The sequence below is a fragment of the Acinetobacter sp. WU_MDCI_Abxe161 genome, from assembly GCF_025514355.1.
Lineage (GTDB): Bacteria > Pseudomonadota > Gammaproteobacteria > Pseudomonadales > Moraxellaceae > Acinetobacter > Acinetobacter pittii_E.
Genome location: NZ_JAHPTU010000019.1, coordinates 25,231 through 50,576, shown reverse-complemented (window position 1 = coordinate 50,576; position 25,346 = coordinate 25,231). Strand labels below are relative to the sequence as shown.

General features: G+C 37.7%; 23 protein-coding genes and 1 pseudogene. 15 read left to right on the top strand and 9 right to left on the bottom strand.

Translation table 11 applies throughout. The annotated features are described in order from the left end of the window. Positions 1 to 294 precede the first annotated feature (294 nt). Positions 295 to 852 carry a peptidylprolyl isomerase gene (locus tag KTI78_RS16250; protein ID WP_262446741.1) on the bottom strand — a complete coding sequence of 186 codons (558 nt, stop codon included), beginning with the start codon at positions 850 to 852 and terminating at the stop codon, positions 295 to 297. A 159-nt stretch (positions 853 to 1,011) separates the two neighbouring features. Then, the gene (locus tag KTI78_RS16245) at positions 1,012 to 2,082 is read right to left on the bottom strand and encodes an alpha/beta hydrolase (protein WP_262446740.1); all 1,071 of its coding nucleotides are present in this window, start codon (positions 2,080 to 2,082) and stop codon (positions 1,012 to 1,014) included. Positions 2,083 to 2,292: 210 nt separating this feature from the next. Here KTI78_RS16245 and KTI78_RS16240 point away from each other — a divergent pair, with 210 nt between their 5' ends. Further along, a complete protein-coding gene (locus KTI78_RS16240) occupies positions 2,293 to 2,619 on the top strand; it encodes a hypothetical protein (protein ID WP_262446739.1) in 327 nt (108 codons plus the stop codon). Positions 2,620 to 2,786: 167 nt separating this feature from the next. Here KTI78_RS16240 and KTI78_RS16235 read toward each other — a convergent pair whose 3' ends face one another. Continuing rightward, positions 2,787 to 3,017, bottom strand: a complete 231-nt coding sequence (locus KTI78_RS16235; RefSeq protein ID WP_000733015.1) for a hypothetical protein — start codon at positions 3,015 to 3,017, stop codon at positions 2,787 to 2,789. 393 nt (positions 3,018 to 3,410) lie between these two features. After that, complete coding sequence (locus KTI78_RS16230) at positions 3,411 to 4,277, bottom strand: MBL fold metallo-hydrolase (protein ID WP_224993808.1); 867 nt, start codon at positions 4,275 to 4,277, stop codon at positions 3,411 to 3,413. Between the two features lie 107 nt (positions 4,278 to 4,384). Between KTI78_RS16230 and KTI78_RS16225 the strand changes: the two genes are divergently transcribed. The 6 genes and pseudogenes from KTI78_RS16225 (at position 4,385) to KTI78_RS16200 (ending at position 10,867) form a co-directional block, all read left to right on the top strand. After that, a complete protein-coding gene (locus tag KTI78_RS16225) occupies positions 4,385 to 5,278 on the top strand; it encodes a LysR family transcriptional regulator (protein WP_224993807.1) in 894 nt (297 codons plus the stop codon). A 162-nt stretch (positions 5,279 to 5,440) separates the two neighbouring features. Further along, positions 5,441 to 5,995, top strand: a complete 555-nt coding sequence (grpE, locus tag KTI78_RS16220; protein ID WP_262446738.1) for a nucleotide exchange factor GrpE — start codon at positions 5,441 to 5,443, stop codon at positions 5,993 to 5,995. Between the two features lie 118 nt (positions 5,996 to 6,113). Continuing rightward, on the top strand, positions 6,114 to 8,054 hold the full coding sequence (gene dnaK / locus KTI78_RS16215) for a molecular chaperone DnaK (RefSeq protein WP_262446737.1): 1,941 nt from the start codon (positions 6,114 to 6,116) through the stop codon (positions 8,052 to 8,054). A gap of 328 nt (positions 8,055 to 8,382) precedes the next feature. Further along, on the top strand, positions 8,383 to 9,288 hold the full coding sequence (locus KTI78_RS16210) for a matrixin family metalloprotease (RefSeq protein ID WP_262446736.1): 906 nt from the start codon (positions 8,383 to 8,385) through the stop codon (positions 9,286 to 9,288). 124 nt (positions 9,289 to 9,412) lie between these two features. Then, a pseudogene (locus KTI78_RS16205) lies at positions 9,413 to 10,391 on the top strand (M57 family metalloprotease). 101 nt (positions 10,392 to 10,492) lie between these two features. Next, positions 10,493 to 10,867 carry a hypothetical protein gene (locus KTI78_RS16200; RefSeq protein ID WP_014207668.1) on the top strand — a complete coding sequence of 125 codons (375 nt, stop codon included), beginning with the start codon at positions 10,493 to 10,495 and terminating at the stop codon, positions 10,865 to 10,867. A gap of 62 nt (positions 10,868 to 10,929) precedes the next feature. On the opposite strand, the gene KTI78_RS16195 is transcribed toward KTI78_RS16200, so the two are convergent. The 4 genes from KTI78_RS16195 to KTI78_RS16180 form a co-directional block, all read right to left on the bottom strand. Beyond that, entirely contained in the window at positions 10,930 to 12,222 is a 1,293-nt protein-coding gene (locus KTI78_RS16195) for a lytic murein transglycosylase (protein ID WP_262446734.1), read from the bottom strand. A 683-nt stretch (positions 12,223 to 12,905) separates the two neighbouring features. Beyond that, positions 12,906 to 14,027, bottom strand: coding sequence for a 5-(carboxyamino)imidazole ribonucleotide synthase (locus KTI78_RS16190; RefSeq protein WP_262446733.1), 1,122 nt, complete (start codon positions 14,025 to 14,027; stop codon positions 12,906 to 12,908). 9 nt (positions 14,028 to 14,036) lie between these two features. After that, positions 14,037 to 14,552 (bottom strand): 5-(carboxyamino)imidazole ribonucleotide mutase, encoded by a 516-nt coding sequence (gene purE, locus KTI78_RS16185; protein ID WP_262446732.1) that lies wholly within the window; start codon positions 14,550 to 14,552, stop codon positions 14,037 to 14,039. A gap of 281 nt (positions 14,553 to 14,833) precedes the next feature. Further along, positions 14,834 to 15,196 (bottom strand): DMT family protein, encoded by a 363-nt coding sequence (locus KTI78_RS16180; protein ID WP_081399724.1) that lies wholly within the window; start codon positions 15,194 to 15,196, stop codon positions 14,834 to 14,836. A 240-nt stretch (positions 15,197 to 15,436) separates the two neighbouring features. On the opposite strand from KTI78_RS16180, the gene mpl reads away from it, so the two are divergent. Continuing rightward, complete coding sequence (gene mpl / locus KTI78_RS16175) at positions 15,437 to 16,810, top strand: UDP-N-acetylmuramate:L-alanyl-gamma-D-glutamyl-meso-diaminopimelate ligase (RefSeq protein WP_262446731.1); 1,374 nt, start codon at positions 15,437 to 15,439, stop codon at positions 16,808 to 16,810. A 67-nt stretch (positions 16,811 to 16,877) separates the two neighbouring features. Here the strand turns inward: mpl and KTI78_RS16170 are convergent, their stop codons facing one another. Next, positions 16,878 to 18,128 carry a low temperature requirement protein A gene (locus KTI78_RS16170; protein WP_262446730.1) on the bottom strand — a complete coding sequence of 417 codons (1,251 nt, stop codon included), beginning with the start codon at positions 18,126 to 18,128 and terminating at the stop codon, positions 16,878 to 16,880. Between the two features lie 135 nt (positions 18,129 to 18,263). Here KTI78_RS16170 and KTI78_RS16165 point away from each other — a divergent pair, with 135 nt between their 5' ends. The 7 genes from KTI78_RS16165 (at position 18,264) to hpt (ending at position 25,340) form a co-directional block, all read left to right on the top strand. After that, complete coding sequence (locus KTI78_RS16165) at positions 18,264 to 18,860, top strand: undecaprenyl-diphosphatase (RefSeq protein ID WP_262446729.1); 597 nt, start codon at positions 18,264 to 18,266, stop codon at positions 18,858 to 18,860. Between the two features lie 316 nt (positions 18,861 to 19,176). Then, complete coding sequence (locus KTI78_RS16160; protein WP_009392840.1) at positions 19,177 to 20,133, top strand: TerC family protein; 957 nt, start codon at positions 19,177 to 19,179, stop codon at positions 20,131 to 20,133. Between the two features lie 188 nt (positions 20,134 to 20,321). Continuing rightward, positions 20,322 to 20,687 carry a hypothetical protein gene (locus tag KTI78_RS16155; protein WP_262446728.1) on the top strand — a complete coding sequence of 122 codons (366 nt, stop codon included), beginning with the start codon at positions 20,322 to 20,324 and terminating at the stop codon, positions 20,685 to 20,687. A gap of 21 nt (positions 20,688 to 20,708) precedes the next feature. Further along, a complete protein-coding gene (locus KTI78_RS16150; protein WP_262446727.1) occupies positions 20,709 to 21,869 on the top strand; it encodes a glutathionylspermidine synthase family protein in 1,161 nt (386 codons plus the stop codon). A gap of 291 nt (positions 21,870 to 22,160) precedes the next feature. Next, the gene (locus tag KTI78_RS16145; protein ID WP_262446726.1) at positions 22,161 to 23,216 is read left to right on the top strand and encodes an aromatic ring-hydroxylating oxygenase subunit alpha; all 1,056 of its coding nucleotides are present in this window, start codon (positions 22,161 to 22,163) and stop codon (positions 23,214 to 23,216) included. A gap of 56 nt (positions 23,217 to 23,272) precedes the next feature. Next, positions 23,273 to 24,598, top strand: a complete 1,326-nt coding sequence (gene guaD / locus KTI78_RS16140; protein ID WP_262446725.1) for a guanine deaminase — start codon at positions 23,273 to 23,275, stop codon at positions 24,596 to 24,598. A gap of 214 nt (positions 24,599 to 24,812) precedes the next feature. Next, the gene (gene hpt, locus KTI78_RS16135; RefSeq protein ID WP_002115408.1) at positions 24,813 to 25,340 is read left to right on the top strand and encodes a hypoxanthine phosphoribosyltransferase; all 528 of its coding nucleotides are present in this window, start codon (positions 24,813 to 24,815) and stop codon (positions 25,338 to 25,340) included. The last annotated feature ends 6 nt before the right edge of the window (positions 25,341 to 25,346 follow it).

Sequence of the window (25,346 nt, the reverse complement as noted above, 5' to 3'; positions counted from 1 at the left end):
AATCAATCAATGAAAATTATTTCGATTAATCAATCAGTAAAAATCCACACAAGTTGTTCTTCAATTCTCTTAATGATTTTTCTGCTCTTCGTCAGAGACAGAATTCAACGCAATACTAAGCTTTCATCTTAACCCTGTAAGCTAAGATATTCTCGTGTATCGCGTCGGGATGAGTGCATTATAGGGAAAAAAAACTGGTACGCAAGCACTTTTATAAATATGCTCGCTCGACCGGTTCTTTTTCAGCCAAATAAAATCTCAAAAATACACAACTGACTGATTTATATAGTTAATTTATTTTTGAAGAGTTTTAATCTTTATATCTACTATCTTTATAGGCTGTTTTGGTACGTTTTGATGCATACCATAGTTTGATGTAGGGACCTGAACAATACGGTCAACCACATCCATTCCTTTAATTACTTTTCCAAAAACTGCATAACCAGGATTACCCGCAGAACGATTTAAAAAATTATTATCTGCAACGTTTATAAAAAACTGACTAGTAGCTGAGTCAGGGCTTGCTGTACGGGCCATTGCCAAAGTTCCTCGTGTGTTAGCAATTCCATTTCCAGCTTCATTTTTGATAGGTGCTCGCGTAGTCTTTTCCTGCATATTTGCAGTAAGCCCACCGCCTTGCACCATGAAACCAGGAATTACACGATGAAATATCGTATCTTTATAAAAGCCCGACTTTATATAGTCTTTAAAATTCTTCACACTGTTTGGTGCTTTATCATCATAAAGTTGTATTTCAACGTTGCCTAAGTTCGTTTGCATTTCAACTAAAGTGTCAGCCCATACTGAATGACTGCTTATACCCAAACAACATAACATTAATAATTTTTTCATATCTTCCCTACAACAAAATGCCAAACTTAATGAAGGGTAAATTTAATCATCTATATAAAAGAATTCTAGTGAGTATTTATTATCTTTTATTTAGTGCTTTTATATTTTGGATTAAAGTATTAGTCCACGTTCCACGTGAAACATGGACTAAGCTTTTATTTAACTATTTTTATCCCAGAACTTTCTGAAGTTTTTACTGATCTCGATGGTATAGCGTTTTGCCTTTTTCGAAATAGGTGTCAAATTTATAAAACCATGGGTTTGATCCGGATATTCTTCATAATGCATTTTGACGCCATTTTGTCTTAGCTTATAGCTATAAATTTTTGCTTCGTCATGCAGTACGTCATGACCAGCCGTAATCACAAAAGCTGGTGGATTCTTTTTCAAATTACCATAGGTTGGAGAAATAATTGGATCATCTAATTCTACATTATGCTGAATTGCATAATATTGAGTGACATAATTAATATCGCTATCCGTCAAAACTAATCCTTCGTTATAAGCATAAAAAGAAGGATGTCGGCTTTTAAAATCAACTGTAGGATAAATGAGAAGCTGTGCTTGTGGAGCATAAGGTTTGTTTACTGATCGTTGAGCTACAACCGTACTGATATTTCCGCCTGCACTATCCCCTGCTACAGCAATACGATTTTTTAATATTTTTAGCTGTCTACGATTTTGATAGACCCAAGCCAATGCATCTTCGCAGGATTGAATTAAATGTTGAGGTGAGACTTCTGGGGCAAGAGGATAATCAATGCTGAGTACTTGTACTTTTGCGTATTTCGCCAATATGCGGCACACCTCATCATGAGTATCTAATCCACCCACGACAAAACCTCCTCCGTGATAGAAAACCAGTAGAGGTAATTTTTTATTAGGTGCCGGGTGATAGTGTCTTGCGAAGATAGTTCCGCTTTGAAGAGGTAAGCGAATATCTTCTACAGAATCAACTTCTGTTGATTTCTGACGGATAGCCAACATTTGTGTATCAAATTGGCGTCTAGAATCAATAGGATCTGAACCAATAAAACCGATACGTCCCTGTTTAATTTGTACGGCCATCATACATTTAGTAAATGAGTCGAGATCTGGGTATTGGTAGGAATATCCAAGAATTTTGGCAAGTGATTCTTGAGCCAAACGAGGTAACTTATCAAGAGCTCGAGCAGCAGGCCCTTGGCCCTTATCTAGCAATGTTTGAATTTTTTGATTAAATGCTGTCATGCCTATCTCCATGAATTCCTTTTATCCTTCATATTTTCTACAGAATTCTTTGTCGTTTGACTATATTCGCATACAACTCATGTAATCAAGATACAAAGGTAAAAACCAATCTACGCTAATCTGATTTATAGCAAATGTCATTAACAAATCTGTCGTTTAAAACAGGACTTTTTTGCCAATTATTGTTAACAAGACAAAGGAGATTGTGCTATGTCAGCAAAACTAGTTGTTACTTTGTTAGCAACCAGTCTTTTAACTGTAGGCTGTGTTGCTTATACAGATGACCCTTATTATCGCGGTGGTTATGATTACCATGATCATGATGATGATCGTTATGACCGTAACGATGGACGTCGATATAGTGATTGGGAGCGAAAACGTTGGGAAGAGCGTAAAAGAATATACGAACAACAACGTAAAGATGCTCGCGAACAGGACAAGAATCGTCGGGATTGGGAAAAAAGACATCGTGAATGGGAAAAAAAACGCTTAGAAGATAGAGATCATGACCATCGAGATTATCGTCATGATGACTAATCTCATTACTATATAAAAAGCCCCAAAGAGATAAGGCCTTTTGGGGCTTTTTTGAGAATTCTAAATTCTCTTAATTATAGAGTAATGAGTAGCAGCTCACTTCATACATAAATCGGCATCTTAAATATATGACTCTATAATTTTTTAACTGTTCTTATCGCTAAGAATTACTGCGCTGTCGCAGAACCTGAAACAGAACCAGAAGCACCAGCATCAACTTGACCTGGTTGTGCTTGACCAGAAACACCAGCATCTACACCTACACCAGCTTGTACGCCAGATGGGCTAGCGCTAGTTTGAGCAGAACCTGATGCGTTTAAACCAGCTTCAGATGCACAACCAACAGCTGTAAAAGCAACACCAGCAAGTACTACAGAGATAAGACCTAATTTTTTCATAATCGCTTTCCTTTCATTACGACAAACATTTAAATGCAAAGTTCATCTTCGCGCTGCCTATAATTCACAATTTTTTTTTCTGGCGTGCGTATCATTGGTTGTCTTTTGTAGTAATAGAAGTACAAATTGTGCAATTTTTTATTAAAATCTCTTCCTTAGCCTCACCTCTACCTTTTATATGGAAGCCACAACTTAAGCTTTTGTTTAATTTTATCAATTTCTAATTTTTATCTTAGCCTTTTACTCTAGTCAAAAATTTTCTCTTTATAGAAACGCTATATAAGGTGCGTAGAATGTTACAGAGACTTTTTACTTAAAAATGTCTTATCCCATCGAAAAAAGCCGGGTATAGACCGCGGCTTTTTTGATTTTTTTTTAGCGCTTCACCTTAAATTATGGCCATTGCATCTCGCCTTTTACAACTTTTGCGCCTAGCTCAAGGCTATCCACACTCTTTAGTGTTGGATATTGTTTTTGCATGAGCTGACTGAGCTCACCCGCATTTTTACTTACTTTAACCGCTTTCTCATAGCTCTTGAGATAGTCGATAGAAAAGTTAACTGCATCTAAACCTTGTGGAGCTCCCTCAACCATATGAGCTGGAACAACTGTTTGAGGTTGCAATGCTTTAATATTTTCTAAAGTTTGAATCACTTCATTGCGGTCTTTAACTTTTGGTGTATCCGCCATCCATAAATGAATGCCTGAAGAGACAGGAATACCCCCTACTACTGCTTTAGAAGAAGGAATCCATAAATAAGTAAGTTCTTTCTTACCTTTAATTTCGATTGACTCATTTTCTAACTTTAAAGTTTTAGCAGTATAAACTTGAGGCACAATAATTTGGCTAGGCGCATTTGCACCCATTTGTGGACCCCAATATTTCACTTTAAGCGCTTGAGTATCTTGGATATGTTTAACAGTTTCCGGCGTTGCGACAATTTGTACATTTGGGAAGTATTGTTTAAATACATCTAAACCAAAGTAATAGTCCGGATCGCCATAACTTACGAAAATTGTCTTTAGTGTTTTACCACTATCCAAAATATCCGCAGCAATACGTAATGCTTCAGATTTTGAGAATTGCGCATTCACCAATAGAACTTCTTTATCGCCTTCAATTAAAGTAGAAGTCACACCGAAATGTTCGGGTTTAGCCAAGAAACTTTGGATTTTCAAATCTTGCGCAAAAGCTGAGGAAGTTACTGTTAAAGCAGTAGCAGTTGCTAGGGCTGAAGCAGTTAATTTAAAAAATTTCATTATGTATTCTCCAATTTCATGAGAAACACTTTAAATTGCAATTCCTGTAAGGTAAATGCACTAAATTAAGATAAACTGTTGCATACATTGTAATAATGATAAAGCATATGGACACATTAAAAGCCATACAAGTCTTTGTTTCTATTGCTCAGCATGGCAATTTAACCAAAGCAGCAGAACACCTAAATTATTCACGTGCCATGGTTTCTCGTTATCTTGAGCACCTAGAACACACATTCTCAACTCGACTATTTCAAAGAAATACCCGAAAAATATCTCTCACCCCAGCAGGTGAAAAAGCCCTGCTCTACTGCGAGAATATTTTACAACAACAACAACTTTTACAAGAGCTAGCCGCACCTGAACAACATAATGGTACGATTCGTTTTACCTGTGGTTTATTTTTATTTCAATTAGGGGTTGGAGAATGTATTCGCCAATTTAAACAGCAACATCCGCATATTCAATTTGATGTATATCTGACTGAAAATACGATGGACTTAATTGATGCACAGGTCGATTTAGCCTTACGTATAACACAAAAAGTTGCAGACGGATTAATTGCGAGACCAGTCTGTCAAATCGAGTCCGTTTTCTGTGCTCATCCTGATTATTTAAAACAGCACAGTCCCCTCTCCCATCCAAGACAACTGATTCAACATGACTGTTTAGCTCACCATAGCCAACATCAATTTTGGACTCTTTTTGATAATGAACAGCAGCCTCAAAACTATCCTTTGAACGTTACCTTTAAAAGTAATGATGTAAATGCTGTTTATGACATGTGTGTACATGCTCAAGGGGTGGCGATGCTACCTACTTTATTAGTTAAAAAAGATTTAAAAGAAAAACGATTAGTTCCTTTATTTAAAAACTTTTCAGCTCCTGAGTTAAGCTTATCGGTGGTATATGCTTCAAGACAACATTTACCCAAAATAACGCAAGAATTTATTGCTTTTATGATCGAAAATTTAAATTTTTACTTAAAACCGCAAAATTAAAAGTTTTAAATTGCCGTGTACGCTTGAATTTTTAGGCAATGCCCATACTTCATCCCTATTAATGAATTACAGCATATGCATGGCAGTTCAGGTTTTACCCAGTAAATGCTGATGCCAAAAGGACTGTACATGTTTAAAAACCCATTTAAACGGAGATCATCAATGGCTAATGAGCAAAATGAGCAAGCTCAAGACATTCAACACGAGCAAGCAGAGCAATCTAATGAGCAAACTCAGGCTGAAGGTGTAGAGCAAGCAAACGACGTTACCGTTGAATCTTTACAAGCGCAAATCACCAAATTAGAAGAAAGCCTAAAACTTGAAAAAGCACGTACTGCGAATGCAGTTTACGAAGCACAAAAAAGTGTAGAGCGTATTCAACGTGAGTCTGACAAGCATAAAGAGACTGTGCTTGAAAAATTTGCAAAAGAATTACTAGATTCTGTTGATAATTTAGAGCGTGCAATTCAAGCAGCTGGCGATGAAGAAACACCAGTACTTGAAGGTATTAAACTGACCTTGAAGTCGCTGTTAACCACACTTGAAAAATTTGGTGTTGTAGAAGCTGATACAAAAAATGGCTTCAATGCAGATTTACATCAAGCTGTAGGTATTGACCCAAATGCTAAAACGAATGAAATCGGTAGCGTTTTACAAAAGGGCTATACATTAAACGGTCGCTTATTGCGCCCTGCTATGGTTATGGTCGGTCAATAAATAATTTTTTGAGAGTTTTTAGATTTTTTTTCGCTAAAACGCTTGAAAAAAATAGATTCACTCTCATATCGGATAACAAGCAAAAACATTGCAAAAGAATTTTTGAGGAAAACGTCACATGGCAAAAATTATTGGTATTGACTTAGGTACTACCAACTCATGCGTTGCTGTACTTGAAGGCGATAAAGTAAAAGTAATCGAAAACGCTGAAGGCGCACGTACAACTCCATCGATCATTGCTTATAAAGATGGCGAGATCTTAGTTGGTCAAAGTGCTAAGCGTCAGGCAGTAACTAACCCGAAAAATACATTATTCGCTATCAAGCGTTTAATTGGTCGTCGTTATGAAGATCAAGCGGTACAAAAAGATATCGGTCTTGTACCTTATAAAATCATCAAAGCAGACAATGGCGATGCTTGGGTTGAAGTAAACGATAAAAAATTAGCACCTCAACAGGTTTCTGCTGAAATCTTGAAAAAGATGAAGAAAACTGCAGAAGACTATTTAGGTGAAACAGTTACTGAAGCAGTTATTACTGTTCCTGCTTACTTTAACGATGCTCAACGTCAAGCAACTAAAGATGCTGGTAAAATCGCTGGCTTAGACGTTAAACGTATCATCAACGAACCAACTGCTGCTGCACTTGCGTTCGGTATGGACAAAAAAGAAGGCGACCGTAAAGTTGCAGTTTACGACTTAGGTGGTGGTACTTTTGATGTATCAATCATTGAAATCGCAGACCTTGATGGCGACCAACAAATCGAAGTTTTATCAACAAATGGTGATACTTTCCTTGGTGGTGAAGACTTTGATAACGCGTTAATTGAATTCTTGGTTGAAGAATTTAAGAAAGAACAAAGTGTGAATTTGAAAAATGATCCACTTGCGTTACAACGTTTAAAAGAAGCTGCTGAAAAAGCAAAAATCGAGCTTTCTTCATCTAACGCAACTGAAATCAACCTTCCATACATCACTGCTGATGCAACTGGTCCTAAACACTTAGTGATCAATGTAACACGTGCGAAACTTGAAGGTTTAGTTGCTGATTTGGTTGCTCGTACAATTGAGCCTTGTAAAATCGCTCTTAAAGATGCTGGTCTTACGACTTCTGACATCTCTGACGTAATCTTGGTTGGTGGTCAGTCTCGTATGCCACTTGTACAACAAAAAGTACAAGAATTCTTTGGTAAAGAACCACGTAAAGACGTAAACCCTGACGAAGCAGTTGCAATCGGTGCTGCGATTCAAGGTGCAGTATTGTCTGGTGACAAAACTGACGTTCTTTTATTAGACGTAACACCATTAACTTTAGGTATTGAAACAATGGGTGGTGTATTAACACCAATCATTGAGAAAAACACGACGATTCCTGCGAAGAAATCACAAGTGTTCTCTACTGCTGCTGACAACCAGCCTGCTGTAGACATTTCTGTTTACCAAGGTGAACGTAAGATGGCTCAACAAAACAAATTGTTGGGTAACTTCCAATTAGGCGACATCCCACCTGCTCCACGTGGTGTGCCACAAATTGAAGTATCTTTCGACATCAATGCTGATGGTATCTTGAAAGTTTCTGCTAAAGATAAGAGCACTGGTAAAGAGCAATCGATCCAGATTAAAGCAAACTCAGGTTTGTCTGATGCTGAAATCGAAGCAATGATTAAAGATGCTGAAGCGAATGCTGAAGAAGATCGTAAATTTGAAGAACTTGCAAAAGCTCGTAACGAAGCTGATGCATTAATTTCAAGCTCGAACAAAGCAGTTAAAGATCTTGGTGATAAAGTTACTGAAGATGAAAAAACTGCTGTGAGCACTGCAGTTTCTGAACTTGAAACAGCAACTAAAGAAAACGATGTTGAAGATATCAAAGCGAAAACTGAAGCTTTACAAAACATCTTGATGCCTATCACTCAACGTGCTTATGAACAAGCACAACAAGCTGGTGGCGCTGAAGGTTTTGATCCAAATGCATTCCAAGGTGGCGATGCGGGTCAACAAAAAGCAGATGATGGCGTTGTAGATGCTGAATTTACTGAAGTTAAAGATGACAAAAAATAATTTGTTTCTTTAATAAAAAACCGCGCTTAGGCGCGGTTTTTTATTAGTTACAAAAAATAACAATACATTTTTCAGTATATTTTTAAATTGTTTAATGTCAAAAAGATCAATCATAAAAATTAAGTTATTAATTTTAATTAAGATTTTTTTATTAAAAAACCACTGCTATTTATTACATTAATTATTCCATTATTGCCAAATCTAAAAACTTCTTTTGTAATTTTTTTATCAAGATCACACACCTTACTAATCTATTGAAGCTTTTATCATTTTGACGAATTAAATTAACTAGCTAACAATAAGATTTATTTATATTTTTTATTTTGCCATGAAAAAATTTCTATGGTGGGGATTGAGCTTATGCTTATGCATGGGCTTACAAACAATGCTATTTGCTCAAAGCAACCTTTCAATCAGCTCATCTCAAGAACCTTTAAAATATCGAATTGCCTTTATTGATCCGCGGTTTCAAATCACCAAAGAACAATTTATTGAGGTAAGCCAACAAGCGGCTGAAATCTGGCAAAAAGAGACTGGGAAAACCTATTTTATTTACGATTCACAGGCTCAACTGTCAATTAACTTAATTTATGATGACCATCAAATGATTAAAGATGAGCAGCAAAACAGTTTGAATACACTTTTGCAAAAGCAGGAAATATGGCGTTTTAAAAATGAGGAAATTATTTTAAATAAACAAGAGGTTGCACAACTATCAACTGATTTGAATAAGAAAAAGATAAGTCTAAGAGCTGAGTTTGAACAATATCAACAAGACGTAATACGCTTTAATCAAGGAGAATATCAGCACTATCGGGCCGATAATTTAAAAGAACGGCAAAAACAACTAGAGCAAAAATCAGAAAGTATAAAAAATGAATCAAACGATTTAAATTCTAAAATTCAAATACTTAATACAAAAATCAAGGAATTAAATCAAGAGCAAAGTGATTTAGCTGCTTTAAAAACACAATTTAAACTAGAACAAAAAACCAATATTCAGCCCTTCCATAAAGGCTTATTCAGTCAAAACCAAATTCAGATTTATGGTTACGCCTCATTAAATGATTTACGTTTGACCCTTGCTCACGAACTTGGCCATGCTTTAGGCCTAAAACATACTACTGATCCTAAATCTTTAATGTACCCCTATTTAAAAGAGCAAGACATTCATAATTTTAAATTAACAGATTCTGATTTAGATTTATTAGGGTCAATTTATAGGACTAATTAAGGAAAATCATTAAAGTTAAATGATTAAAAAAACTAAACAAAACTAGATATATTAAATTTTTTCTAAAAAACAATTTGGCATTTAGTAAAAAATAATGAGACTAAAGTCTCACTTATTTGTCTGAATTGTACGTTTTTTGATTGATTTTTCATTTTATATTCTTATAATACGTTTTTTTTCAAATCTCCCCTTCGATTATGCGTTTAACATCTTTGTTATTAGGCGTAGCCTTCGCTTTTTCTAATTTTCAGGCTAATGCTAATCTTGCTACCCCAGCTCATACTCAAATCCAGCAACAAAAAGGTCAGCATTTGACTTATAAAATTGCTGAAGTTGATCCACGTTTTGGTTTAAGCCAAGACCAATTAATTCAGATTAGTCAACAAGCTGCGGACATTTGGAAGCAAGGGACTGGTCAGGATTATTTTACTTATGATCCAAATGCAAAGTTAGAAATTCGTTTAGTTTACGATAATAGCCAAAGTCGTTCTGAACAGCGTCAAAAAATCGCTGCACAGTTCCAACAAGAACAGCAACGTGTAATTGATGAACAGCAACAAATTAAGCAATTGAAGCAATCTTTAAGTCAAACCCAGTCTGACCTTGAAAATAAAAAGCAGATTTTGAATGGCAAATTGAAAAATCTTGACCAGCAAATGATGCAACTTAATCAAGGTAAATTAGCACCTGAATATAGTGCTAAATCTCTGGCTAAAACCCAAAAAGACTTGCAAAAACAAACTGTAGCTTTGAAAAAAGAAATTGCTGCATATAACCAGCAAGCTAAAGATTTAAATGTCAAAGTGACTCATTTTAATCAAATTAATAATGAGTTTAATAATTCATTGAACCAATTTAAGCAAAATGCTCAAGCGGATGTCTTTAAAAAAGGTATCTATAACGGCAAACAAATTGTGATTTATGAGTTTAAATCTATTGATGATTTACGTTTAACGATTGCTCATGAGTTAGGTCATGCGCTTGGCTTAAAACATAGTGATCAACCAAATGCATTGATGTACTCAGTACGTAAAGATGGTGACAAAAAAATCACTGGACTTACGGATGCTGACCGTGATCTATTAAGTGCTTTACCTCAATAATTAAAAGCTTGATATAAAATGATGTATCTATTTCTGGATAGATACATCGAAATTGGTATCAAAGTCATGTTATTGTGGTTATAAGAGCTAACGAAAATAGAATGGAGATCAAGATGAGTTATTATCATATCCTGATTGAAGTAAATGATCATATCAGCACAATTGAACAGACAAGAGATATTGAACTGTTTGATATTATTGAAATTAAACCATACCTCCATTCTATTCTAATTCCTTTTTTCAATGAGCATGAAATCGAGCTTGAAGATGAAAATATCGAATATAAAGATATTCTGCATCTTGAAGTAAAACAAACTCTGTTACCGATTGAACATTTAATTGAAGAAGAACAAAAGCAGTTACCAAGTGATACTGATGTCACCATTACTGCCTATGAAATCTTTAATGACCGTGACTTAAGCCAAGATGTTACTTCGGTTATTTTTGATATTTTGGAAGCGGTTAAATTAGAGTAGTAAGCTTACATAATTGTCTATAAAAAGGTCTGCATAAGCAGACCTTTTCTATTATTTTCAATTTATTGCATCATTTTTTGCGCTTGTTCTTGACGGAATGCGCGTAAAATTTGTTGCCCTGCCCGTCCGGTTGGATTTAAACCTAAACGAGTTTGCTCCTGACGAATAGCCACACGGGTTTTATCACCAATAAGGCCATCAACTGCACCAATATCATAGCCACGATTAATTAAAAACTGTTGGATTTCACGACGCTCGGCACGTGAAGTTCCTGGATCATCAGTTGGCCAAGATGAAACAAATGGACCAGCACCTCTTAAACGATCAGATAAATGGGCAATCGCAAGTCCATAACTTTCCGCAGCGTTATAGCTGTAAATAGCATCAAAATTCTTAAATACTAAAAATACTGGACCATTTACTCCTGCAGGTGCCATTAAACCCGCTGAAGTACTGCTAGATAAAGCCCCTTGAACAAGTGGAGAACCATCAATTCGAGTAACGCCTCGTGCACTCCAGCTACTTAAAGATTTCTTTGAACGTCGCCCTTCTCCATCAATTGACATACCTTGAGGCACTTTTACTTCAAAACCCCATGGCATTCCGGTTTGCCAACCTGCTTTATTTAAGAAATTAGCCGTTGAAGCCAGCGCATCAGCTGTACTAGAAACTAAGTCTCGACGACCATCTCCATCAAAATCAACCGCTAAACGTTCATAAGTAGACGGCATAAATTGGGTATGACCAAATGCCCCCGCCCATGAACCCTTTAATTGATCTTCGGTTAAGTCACCACGTTGTAAAATACGCATAGTGGCAAAGAATTCAGTACGGAAATAACTTTGTCGACGACCTTCGCAACTTAAAGTTCCGAGTGCTTGCAATAAAGGATATTTTCCAGAAATTTCACCAAAATTACTTTCCACGCCCCACACTGCTACAATTGTTTCTGGTGGCACACCATAGACTTGAGAAGCACGGTTTAAAACATCTCGATGTTGTGCCAGTTTTTGTTTTCCAAGCTCAACACGCTCTTCATCAACTAGACCAGAAAGATAATCCCAAATAGGCGTCGAAAATTCTGGTTGATAATTTAATTTATCAATAACGGAATAATCTGGAGTTAAATTTTGGGTATATCGATCATAAGTCGTACCAGACACACCAGCAGCAATGGCTTGAGAACGTAAATTTGCCAAACAGCTTTGGAAATTATTATTAGGCGTATAATCTTCGCTCGTCACTACAGGAACAGTAGCACTACTAGATATTGTAGAACCATTAATTACGAGCTCTGCTTGAGCCTGAGTCATCGCCAAAAATACAGAGCCAACAATACAAGAAAAACGTCGCATATTATCCTAGTTCAATTTTTAAATTTAAATTTGTAAGTACCATACCATTATGAGTCCAAAATTTCAGAGAGAAAACGTAAATTTGAATTCATAATCTCTACTTTAAATTCATTCCGCATGTTTTAAATTCAAATTTTCTGCTTTATTTTTAAATTTAAAAATTCCTTAATCCAAATTATAAGTTTTGAATTCAAAAAATAACCTCAGGTTTAAATTCAAAAGTACTTCTTTAAATTTAAACCATAAATATTTCTTTTTTGTGGATAACTTTATCCACAATACGGCAAAAAGCTTCTATTTCTTAATACTATTCCATATTCTCTTATTATTTATTAAATATTATGACCCAACACCATCACAGCAATTCGCACTTTTAAATTTAAAATCAGCCCAAAATTTTAAATTCAAAACACCATATCAATAGACCACTAGTTTTGAATTTAAAAACCCACTCAACTTTCTCATTTAAATTTAAAAAACACCTTTGTGGATAACTAATTTTAAATTCAAAAACACCATGGGCAGCTATTTTAGGTTTTAAATTCAAATTATAGTAGCTTTTTTAAATTCAAAAGTTCCAATTAAAGTTATCCACAACACCAAAATATGTGAGTTCTCTTATTTTTAAATTTAAAAGACAAAAAAAGCGATCCGAAGATCGCTTTTTTTGAGTTAAAAATATTTTAGAGGTGCATATCTGCTGTTAAAGCGAGTGGTTCTGGTAAAATTTTTGCCAATTGACGGCATAAAGTCGTCAATTCATTACTATCCACAGGCATTAAAGTGATATGACCTAATTTTCGGCCAGCACGTTCTGACTTATTATAAAGATGGAGATGAGCACCATTTAAGGCAAGCACATCTTCAGTTTTAGGATGTTGACCAATAATATTGATCATAACCGTTGGGCGAATAACTTCTGTTGAGCCTAGTGGTAAACCTGCAACAGCTCGAATATGGTTTTCAAACTGTGAACAAACAGCACCTTCAATTGACCAGTGGCCTGAGTTATGCACACGCGGTGCCATCTCATTTGCACATAAACCTTGTTCAGTCACAAACAATTCTAGAGTCAGCACGCCTACATAGTTGAGATGATTCAACAAACGAGTAATGTAGTCTTGAGCTACAGGCTGTAAAGCTTCACTGTTCGGCGCAGGTACAATTGAGTGCGATAAAATACCGTTGTGATGATGGTTTTCAGCCAATGGCCAAGTTTTTACTTCACCATTTTGACCGCGCACTGCAATAATTGAAACTTCGCGAGAGAATTTAACAAAGCTTTCAGCAACTAGACTTTTTGCAGGACCAAGTTCAGCCCAAGCAGTATCAATCTGGTCTTCTGAACGAAGTACAAACTGGCCTTTGCCATCATATCCACCAGTTGCAGTCTTAAGTACAATCGGCAAACCAAGCTCAGCAACAGCCTTTTTCAAGCTTTCTAGACTATCTACTGCACGATACGGCGCAACAGGAATAGCAAGCTCATCAAATAATGCTTTTTCTGACAAACGATTTTGCGCAGTTGCTAAAGCAACACGAGGAGGGTGCAATGCTTTGGTTTGTGTTAAAACATCCACATCTTCAACAGGCGTATTTTCAAACTCAAGACTAAAAACATCAGCACTTTCAATAAACTGCTTTAAGCCTTGCTCATCTTGGCTAGAAAAGACTTGACCTAAAACACCTGCAGGACAATCTGTATTTGCTTCAAAAAAAGTACACTGAATATTTAATGGTAACGCTGCTTGAGCCATCATTCGGCCCAGTTGCCCACCACCAAAAATACCGATAGTTTTATCCATCTCAGCCTCTTACACCTGACCCGGAATATTTTTGCTTGCAACTTTATCAGTTTGCGCAGCGCGGAAATCAGCAACATTTTTTGCGATTTCAGAACGAGTTAAACCTAAGATTTGTGCAGCCATAATTGCTGCATTCGTCGCACCAGCCGGACCAATCGCCAAAGTTCCCACTGCAATACCTGCTGGCATTTGTACGATTGAAAGTAAAGAATCTACGCCATTTAAAATTGATGATTTAACTGGTACACCTAAAACAGGTAAATCAGTTTTTGCGGCACACATTCCAGGTAAATGCGCTGCACCACCAGCACCAGCAATAATTACTTGAATACCGCGATCACGCGCAGTTTCTGCATATTCAAATAAACGATCTGGAGTACGATGAGCAGATACCACTTCCGCTTCAAATGGGACACCAAGCTGTTTAAGCATATTGGCTGTGTTTTCGAGAGTTGCCCAATCAGATTGAGAACCCATAATAATTCCAACGAGAGGTTGAGCGTCTTGTGCTGCGGCCGCATTCATTGCTAATGTTCCAGAGACAAAAGTAAAAGAAGATAAATCTCGACGAGAGCCAAGTTTTAAATGGTTCGGAAGCCCGTTATTATAGACTGATTTTTCATCTCACGAAAATTTAACTGACCAGCTCTGCGAATATTTTTATTCCCATAGAAAAATTGTCATGGTTTAACGGTGACACTTTCTCAAATTTTATTCATATTATTTAAATATCCTGCAAAATCATCAAAGATCTGGAAGAGTAAGAGCTTGTATTAAATAATTGATTCTCTACAAGCTACTACAACTTATTGGCTTCTAAATACGAAATAAACACAACCAAATAGACATAACATCGCCCATAAATAATCAAGTTTAAATGGCTGTTTAAACAAGAAAATCATAAATGGTACAAACACAACCAGCGTGACCACTTCCTGAGTGATCTTCATTTCACCGAGTAACCAACCTTGTGCACTCAGTATACGAGTAGCTGGAATCATAAAACTGTATTCAAGTAAGGCAATAATCCAACCGAATAGGATTGCTTGCCAAATGGGAGCATGGTGTAAAAATTTGAGATGCCCGTACCATGCGAGCGTCATAAAGCAATTAGAGATAATTAAGAAAGCAAAAGCTAAAACCGTTGGGCTCAAAGGCACATCCTTCATCATCACGATGATTTAAGAATTAATATGGATCAAAATATTATAAAAGATAAAACTGTAATTCAGCTTAAATCCAAAAAATAAAGCTGGAGTTTTATTAGGGCCTCAAACACATAGAACAACAACGATTTTTGACTATCTTTTCGAGTTTAGCCTTGCTATCGTTGCTGGCAAATTTATCAATAATGCACACACAGCAATTCATATTAATGGTGTGTACAAAAGCAGTGGAGAAGGCGAGCAATGCATCTGCATATCTTGGGTATTTGTGGCACTTTTATGGGCTCTTTAGCACTTTTAGCTCGTGATTTAGGGCATAAGGTAACTGGTTCCGATTTAAATGTTTACCCACCAATGTCTACCCAGTTAGAAAACGCAGGCATTACACTCATGCAAGGCTACGACCGTAGTCATTTACAGCCTCATCCAGACTTGGTTATTGTCGGAAATGCCATGAAACGTGGTATTGATGCCGTTGAATATATGCTGAACGAAGGCTTGCCTTATATTTCTGGCCCACAATTCCTTGCCGATCATGTTTTACAAGGTAAACACGTGCTTGGTGTAGCGGGTACTCACGGCAAAACAACCACAACGACTATGTTGGCTTGGGTACTTGATCAGGCGGGATTAAATCCAGGCTTTTTAATTGGTGGGGTTCCACTTGGCTTTAGTGAAAGTGCTCGTTTAGGTGGTGGCAAATACTTCTGTGTTGAAGCCGATGAATATGACTCTGCTTTCTTTGATAAACGTTCTAAGTTTGTTCACTATCATCCGAAAACGGCGATTTTAAACAACCTTGAATTTGACCATGCTGATATTTTTGATGACCTAGCAGCAATTCAAAAGCAGTTCCATCATCTTGTGCGTACCATTCCAAGTGAAGGCCGTATTATTGCGCCAATTACTGAAACTCATATTGATGAAGTACTTGAAATGGGCTGCTGGACACCCGTGATTCGTACCAGTTTAGAAGCAAATGAAAAAGCGGCTTTATCGGCTGAACTCATTTCAATTGATGGTAGTCATTTTAAAGTACTTGAAAATGGTAATGTGGTTGGCGAAGTGAAGTGGAGCATGACAGGGCAACATAGCGTAGCGAATGCTTTGGCAACGATTGCAGCTGCTCAGCATGTAGGTGTTACGCTTGAACAAGCTTGTGAAGCTTTGTCTAACTTTGGCGGTGTAAAACGCCGTATGGAGTTACTCGGTACAGTTAATGGTATTGAGGTTTATGATGACTTTGCTCACCACCCAACTGCAATTGACACCACTTTAGATGGCGCACGTAAACGCTTAGGTGAACGCCGTTTATGGGCCATTATTGAACCACGTTCAAATACTATGCGTATGGGCAGTCATAAAGATGGCTTAGCACATTCAGCGCGTTTAGCAGATGACGTTATCTGGTATCAGCCAGAAGGTTTAGATTGGGATTTACAACCTGTGATTGAAGCTGCTTCTAACCGTGCTCAAGTCAGTCGTTCACTTGATGAAATTATTGAACGTATTGTCAATGAAGCAGGTGAGGGCGATGCTGTTGTAATTATGTCTAACGGTGGTTTTGGTGGCTTACATCAAAAATTAATGAGTGCATTAAAAGCGAAAGCTGCTTAGCTTCCGCTTTAGATGATTCAATAAAAAACGGGTTTCAAATTGAAACCCGTTTTTTATTTTTCTGTTTTTAAACCTTTTCTGGTTCTATATTATCCAAAAATTTATTAGAAACGATTAAACGTAAACTATAGACAATCCCCATCGCAAAAACACTATATCCCACGTTGTTACAAATAAACGGAATACATAAAATAATCAGGGCTGTGATCGGGTAAAACCATTTCGTGATTCCAGATAAGCATTGGAACTCGTAAAGTATCCAAATACAGGTGGTATAGAGCACCACACTCACCGCAACGACTATTCCCATATATAAATCAGAAATATGCGCATGATGGGTTGTGACATCCACAGCAGCAGCAAGCGCCGCACCTACCGCAGCGATACTGACAAAAACAAAATAATGGCCGTATCCCCAAACGAAAGGGCGTACACCTTTAACATGATGGTGTTGTTCGCTACGGTCAAAATAAGCCCACCACATGGCAAACATCAGCATTAATCCACCAATCATCAAGAAGACAGCAGGGATATTCATGGACTGAGCTGCTAAGGCATTACGTATTGCATTAAAACTACCGACAATCGACTCACCCAACACAATAATTGTGAGTAGGGCATAGCGCTCTACAATATGATGAGGGTGCCACGGCGTTGGAGAATATTTCTCTGCATAGATGGGAATAAATAGCTCTAGCACTACTAAAAATAAAAAAACGGGGATAGAAAGTATGTGCGCGAAATTAGCAACGAGCCAACCTACCTGAACTAATACAATGCCTATTGCATAGCGATAAGCTGTAATTCGTCGTTCAGGGTCATGTTTTGCGGCTCTCAGCCACTGGGTAACCAGCGCTAAGCGCATAATCACATAGCCTATAATAATGATGTCAAAATCCTGACTGTGAAACACATCAGGAATACCCGCAGCCATGACCAATGAACCTATAATCTGCACAAAGGTAAGGCAGCGATACAAAGCATCATCATTGTCATATGCTGAAGCAAACCATGAAAAATTCATCCATGCCCACCACAGCGCAAAAAATACCATCAGGTAGCTTGGCAGTGCATGCCAGAGGTGATTTTCAATAATCGCGTGGTGTAACTGCTGACCAGCTGTTGCAATTGCAACCACAAAAATTAAATCAAACAATAATTCGAGGGGAGTCGCTGCTCTATGTGGTTGTTTTGGATCTCTTGGAGATAGGGGCCTCAAACTTAATTTTTTCTGTTTTTCTTGAGTAGTCATGAAATAACGTTCTCGTATAAAGTGCCGACACGTTAACACTTTAATCTCAACGCCCAGATCACGCATTAAAAATTATCTAGACCTGTTGTTTAAACTTTACCCATCAACGAACTATATTTCACTTTTGTGACAATTCTTTATCAAGACCTTAAGCTTAATTCTTTATCATAGTTCACGTTTTTGTTCTTGTTTGGAATATGAATGTCTTTAGAAACACTCAACCTTAGCTTATTCCATGTAATTAATGGGGCTCAGGATGCGAGTCAATTTATCATTCGTCTTGCTATCTTTTTTGCTAATGATCTCCTCTATATTCTTTTATTCATCCTTACATTCTTATGGTTTTATGGCGATCAAGATTTAAAAAATAGGGTCATTAAATCTGTCTTTTTAACCTGCGTATCGCTTTTAGTAGGCTACGTTATTTCGCTGTTTTACCACCACCCAAGGCCATTTGTGATGGGGGTGGGTACAACTTTTATCGAACATGCGCCAACAGCATCTTTTCCAAGTAATCATATGCTGATTTTTAGCACCATCGCTCTGTCTTATTTGTTTGCTCAGCGCAAAATGATTGGAATTATTCTGCTATTTTTGTCATTTGTAGTGGCGTGGTCACGTGTTTATTTAGGTGTTCATTTCCCTTTAGACATGTTGGGCGCTTTTATTGTCGCGCTACTGGTCAATATAGCGGGTTATTACTTCTGGAACATGTATGGTACGCCTTTAACAGCATTCTTTATTCATCTTTACCAAATTATATGCAAACCGCTTTTAGACCGTGGTTTGATTAAATAACCTAGAGATTTTTTGCATTAAAACCACCACATTAAGTTCAGTTGCGTAATACAAAAAAATCTGCCATTCTATGTGAACTTGGATATGTTTTATCCAATACAGAATTTAGTTTGACAAGGGGAGTAGCCTCCTCCAAACATAACAGCAATGTTATGTGTCAGATATCGTCAATACACTTTTATTAAAAAGTCGGTATCTGAGCATCGTGAAATTCATGATGTAGGCAAGACCTTGATCATGTTGATACAGATGTTTAATTCATCTGGCAACTGGTCGAGGTTTTTTTATGCCCAATTGCCGGATGTATGGAGGATTTATGGAAACAATCGGCAATTTATGGCTGTATATAGCATTCTTTGGCATCGTCATTGTGATGCTCTTAATTGACTTTTTAGGCTTTAAGCAAAAGCAAGGACAGGATGTCTCAATTAAGCAAGCTGCTTACTGGAGTGTGGCGTGGGTAAGCGTCGCAGCCTTATTTGGTGGTGGTTTATGGCTTTACCTACAACAAACGGTTGGGGTGACCTTAGCAAACCAAAAAACCATGGAATACTTTGCAGGTTACCTACTTGAAAAGTCCCTCGCAATTGACAACGTTTTCGTGTGGTTAATGATTTTTGCAGCTTTTGCTATACCAGCTGCGCTGCAACGTAAAATTTTGCTCTACGGCGTATTAGGCGCAATTGTACTGCGTACCCTCTTTATTTTTATTGGTGCATGGTTCGTTCAAGAGTTCTCTTGGGTGCTTTATATTTTCGGTGCGTTCTTGGTATATACAGGTTTCAAGTTCTTAAAAGGTCAAGAAGAAGAAACCAATATCGAAGACATCAAAATTTTAAAATGGTTACGTAATCATATGCGTATTACCCCACAGCTTGAAGGCGACAAATTCTTTGTACGTCAAAACGGTTTATTGTGGGCAACGCCGTTATTTTTAGTATTGATTTTGGTTGAAGCTTCAGATGTGATTTTCGCAGTAGACTCTATCCCTGCTATTTTCGCGGTAACGAGCGATCCATTTATTGTTTTAACAGCAAACCTAATGGCAATTTTAGGTTTACGTGCAATGTTCTTCTTACTTGCTGGCGCCGCGACTAAATTGCATTATTTACCATATGGCTTAGGCATCATCTTATTGTTCATTGGTGCAAAAATGTTGTTGCTTGATGTATTCCACATGCCAATCTGGATCTCATTAAGCTTTATCGTAATAGTGTTAGCAATCACTGCTTACCTCTCTTTACGACACAACAAAAAGCAATTGCAGTCTTAATTCATCACAACAAGGCATCTACATGTGAGATGCCTTGTCATCTAAATCTTCAAAAGAGACTGTACTTTAAAAAAACAGATTAATATCATATGCCAACCTAAAATTTATCTTTTCTAATCAGAAACATAATAGATAACAGCTATTCGGTATTTTATGCCGAACATACTTATTAAAATGTGTGGAGTCTCATGCGTTCTAAAAAAATTAATCTCGTCGTTGTTCCGCTATTACTCACGGCATGTAGCCATAATGATGGACCTTTAGTACAAGACGTATATAACAACCAATATGACTGTGCTCGCGACTGGAATACCCAAACTTGTAAAGAAGAAAATAGCTCAAGTGGACATGGTTCTAGTTATGCCGGTAGCCGCTATTTAGGGCCTGCGTATTATCGAAATAATCGGGAAGTTTCTTATCATGGCAATACATTACACCCTTATAGCAATTTGAGTGTAGGTCGCCCCATTATTTCAAGTACGGTGAAAAGCGCTTCTTCTTCATCCCCAATTCGTGGTGGTTTTGGCCGTAGCGGTTTTTCTTTTGGCGGCTAAGTCTTTAGGCATTCACTTAATATGAAAAGAAAAATATTTACTCCGCGCCCAGACTGGCAAGTGGAGCATCAAAATATTGGTTTCGATTATTTTAATTTACCTTCTCTTGATGGCTCAATTTACTGGTCAGAAGGGGTTGCGTATGAGTTTACCCTTAAACAGATTGAACAACTGGAAGATGCGGCAAATGAACTACATCAGATGTGTTTATCGGAAGTAGGAGATCTCATTCAACGCGGGGACTATCCAGCTTATTTTCAAATTCCAGAAACAGCCATAAGCCACATTGAACATTCGTGGAAACAAAATGCACCCATGCTCTATGGTCGCTTTGATTTCGCTTACGATGGGCGAAATATCAAAATGCTGGAATATAACGCAGACACACCGACTGGCTTACTCGAAGCTTCTGTCGCGCAGTGGCTGTGGATAGAACAGGTCTCAGGCATTACAAACCGAGATCAATTCAATAGCATTCATGAAGACCTGATTAAACGCTGGAAGACAATTTTACCGCATGGTAGCCATGTGCATTTTGCTGCCTGTCAGGAAGCAGGGAGGGAAGACTGGGGTAATTTAGAGTACTTGATGGATACGGCTTACCAAGCTCATCTACAAGTTTCCGAGCTTTCTATGGAAAACATAGGTTGGAATGGACAAGATTTTGTTGATCTGCATAACCGTCCTCTTCAAAACATATTTAAGCTCTATCCATGGGAATGGATTTGGGAGGAAGCCTTTTCTCAATATATTCACCCACAAACACAGTGGATTGAACCCTGCTGGAAAATGTTACTTTCAAATAAAGCGATTTTGGTTGAGCTTTGGAAGCGTTATCCAAACCATCCATTGTTGGTAGAAACCCATACCTATGACCCGCAACAAATTTTGTCTGGCAAATGGGTGAAAAAGCCGATTTTGGCAAGGGAAGGGGCCAATATTCGAATTTTACAAGATGGTCACGACCAAGGCTCAGCTTCTGGTAGCTTTTATTTTGATGACTATGACAAATACGGATATGTTGTACAAAAATGGGTAGATACCCCATTATTTTCAGGACAACTACCTACACTCGGTTTATGGATGGTTGGACATCAATGTGCAGGCATGTCTATCCGTGAAGATTGTTATGACATTATCGGTAATGATGCTCACTTTGCAGCACATTATTTTGTCGAGTAAAAACGCATAGAGATTTATAAAAAAGCACTTTAAAAGTGCTTTTTTATTATGCTTGGTCCGCAATCAAACAGTGCATTTTAGATATATAACAAATAATGAATATTTATTTTTAAAGCTAAATTAGAACAAAAATTCAAAAATATAATAATTTAATCTTATGAATTTTAAAAACATTATTCTCATTTTCAAAATTAAAAAGTGATATTGGCAAGCTCTTTGCATCTCCTAAAAAGAAAAAAGCCTAGATTTTAAGGGCTCGCGAGAGCCCTGATTTTTTTAAGGAGTGATGCTATGAATGCTATTCCAACTTTAACGCCACTTGCCATGCCATGTGACAGCAGTTTTGATGCAAAAGATTGGGAAATTTTATCAAGTCATTGGTATCCAGTTGCCCGTATTCAAGATGTCTCTACCGTGCCTCAACGCGTCACGCTATTAGACGTTAACATGGCACTCTATAAAACAGAAAGTGGTGAAATTCATCTGGTCCGAGACATTTGTCCTCATCGCGGTGTTCCTTTAACCAAAGGTTGGGTCGATGGTGATGATATTGTGTGTCCTTATCATGGTCTACGCTATAACACCGAAGGCAAATGTATTCAAATACCAGCTCAACCCGAGTTAACCAAAATTTCTGATCGTTTTTCTCTGACCAAATTTCCGGTTGTGCAAAGATACGGCCTCATTTGGACCAGTATTCATGGTCGTGATGTTACTCAAGCCAATATTCCTGTATTAGATACTTGGGACCATGCAGAGCATCAAGCGATTTTACCGCCTTTTGTGAATATTGGCGGCTCTAGTGGACGTCAACTTGAAGGGTTTATTGATGTCGCTCATTTTGCTTGGGTGCATCACAACGCCTTTGCGAGTCGTGATAATCCCGTCGTCCCTAAATATCACACTGAACGTACTGAATATGGCTTAAAAACGGTCTATATCAGCAATGTCAGTAACTATCCGCATGAGCTAAAGCATCTCGAACCAGAAGGCTTTTTATGGAAGCGCACCTTTGAAGTCTACCCACCTTTTTCAGCCGTGCTTACAGTCGATTTTCCAGAAGGTGGGGTCTTAAAAATCTTAAATGCGTGCTGTCCTATTTCGAGCAATAAAACCCGTTTATTTGTTCCACTCACCCGTAACTTTGATCAGACAGGTGATTTAGAAAAGGTATACGCATTTAATGCTCAAATTTTTGCCGAAGATCAAGACATGGTCGAATCACAAAAGCCAGAAGAACTACCGCTTGATTTAATGATGGAAGCACATTTTGAAGCAGACCGTTCATCAACGACTTATCGACGGATTTTGGCTGACTGGGGACTAAGTAAACGTTATACCGTTTAAATCTTGGCTAACTGGGGTACAATCAACCGAAAAAAGTGAAAATATATAGGCTTTCCATGTCATCGATTGCAAATACCACCGTTGTGCGTGGTCGTTTTTTAGATATTCAACAAACTGTCTCTGAGCCAACTGATATTCCAAATCAAGTACGTTATTTGGAAGATGGTGTATTGATTAGTGAACATGGAAAAATCAAATGGTTTGGAGCATGGGAAGACGCTCAAGCGCATCTACCGGCTGGAGTTGAGGTTCAACATTATCCAGAACAATTGATTGTACCTGGCTTTATTGATACCCATATTCACTTCCCACAAACTGAAATGGTTGGAGCATACGGCGAACAACTTTTAAGCTGGCTCAATACTTATACATTCCCAACTGAAATCCAGTTTCAGGACAAAGCGTATGCAAGTGAAATTGCCCAGTTCTTTGTTCAAGAACTCTTAAAACATGGTACAACCACAGCACTGGTTTTCTGTACAGTTCATCCTGAGTCTGTTGATGCCTTATTTGAAGCCGCAGAACACGTTCAGATGCGTTTAATTGCAGGTAAGGTGCTTATGGACCGCAATGCCCCTGAAGCGCTGTGTGACACACCAGAAACGGCTTACAGCGACACCAAAGCACTCATTGAAAAATGGCATGGTAAAGGCCGTGCTCTGTATGCGATTACGCCACGTTTTGCACCGACCTCTACACCTGAGCAATTAGAAAGAGCAGGGCAGTTAAAACAAGAATTTCCGGATGTTTACGTACATACGCATTTAAGTGAAAACAAAGATGAAATTGCTTGGGTAAAATCTTTATTTCCTGAACAAGCAGGCTATTTAGATGTTTATCAACATTATGGCCTGACTGGTAAGCGTTCTGTATTCGCGCATTGCGTTCACTTAGAAGATGAAGAATGGCAATGCATGCATGATACGCAATCTGCTATCGCATTTTGCCCAACTTCAAACTTGTTCTTAGGCAGTGGTTTATTCCCATTGAAAAAAACATGGGAAAAACAAGTAAAAGTGGGCTTGGGTACAGATATCGGTGCCGGTACATCGTTTAGTTTACTGCAAACCGTTAACGAGGCTTATAAGGTACAGCAGTTACAAGGCGACAAACTTTCAGCTTATGAAGCGCTCTATCATGCAACTTTAGGTGGAGCAAAAGCGCTTGATTTACAAGATCAGTTAGGCAACTTCAATGTCGGTAAAGAAGCAGACTTTGTTGTATTGAATCTTAAGCCGACCGCATTACAGCAACTGCGCCAGTCTAAATCCAAATCTGTTGAAGATTCGCTGTTTGCTTTATTCACTTTAGGTGATGACCGTAATATTGAGGCGACTTATATTTATGGAAAACGTGCTTATCAAAAAGAAACAGCCCAATAAAAATCGGGTGGTTAAGTTTTTGTTATTATTTGGAATATGTGCTGTTTTGTTAAAACGTGATCGCCATAATCCGCAAAATGATAAAATTTCAAAGCCATCAAAGAGTGCATGAAACGTCATTTTGCTTTAAAATTTTACCATTAACTCAGATTTTCGAGGTGTTGCAGGTCAACACCTTTTTTATTTTTTCTTTTATATCTTGTAGGAATCTGCCATGACTGTTGCAATGAGCATCATGATTTCAACCGAAGAAATTCAAGCAAAAGTCAAAGAGCTCGGCGAGCAAATTAACGCTCACTATGCAAATAGTGATAAAGAATTAGTCCTTATTGGATTACTTCGTGGTTCTGTTATTTTCATGGCAGACTTGTGCCGTACAATTACCAAACCGCATGAACTCGACTTCATGACAGTGTCTAGCTACGGCGGCGGTACGACTTCAAGTCGAGATGTTAAAATCTTAAAAGATCTTGACGGTGAAATACGCGGTAAGGATGTACTGGTTGTCGAAGATATTATCGACTCTGGCAATACCTTAAGCAAAGTAGTTGAAATGTTGCAAACTCGTGAGCCAAATTCGATTCAACTTTGCACATTAGTGAGTAAACCATCTCGCCGTGAAATTGATCTCGAAGTTAAATTTTTAGGTTTTGAAGTAGAAGACAGATTCATTGTAGGCTACGGCTTAGACTACGACCAAAAATATCGCCACTTACCTTTTATCGGTGAAATTGGTTTATAAATTTTA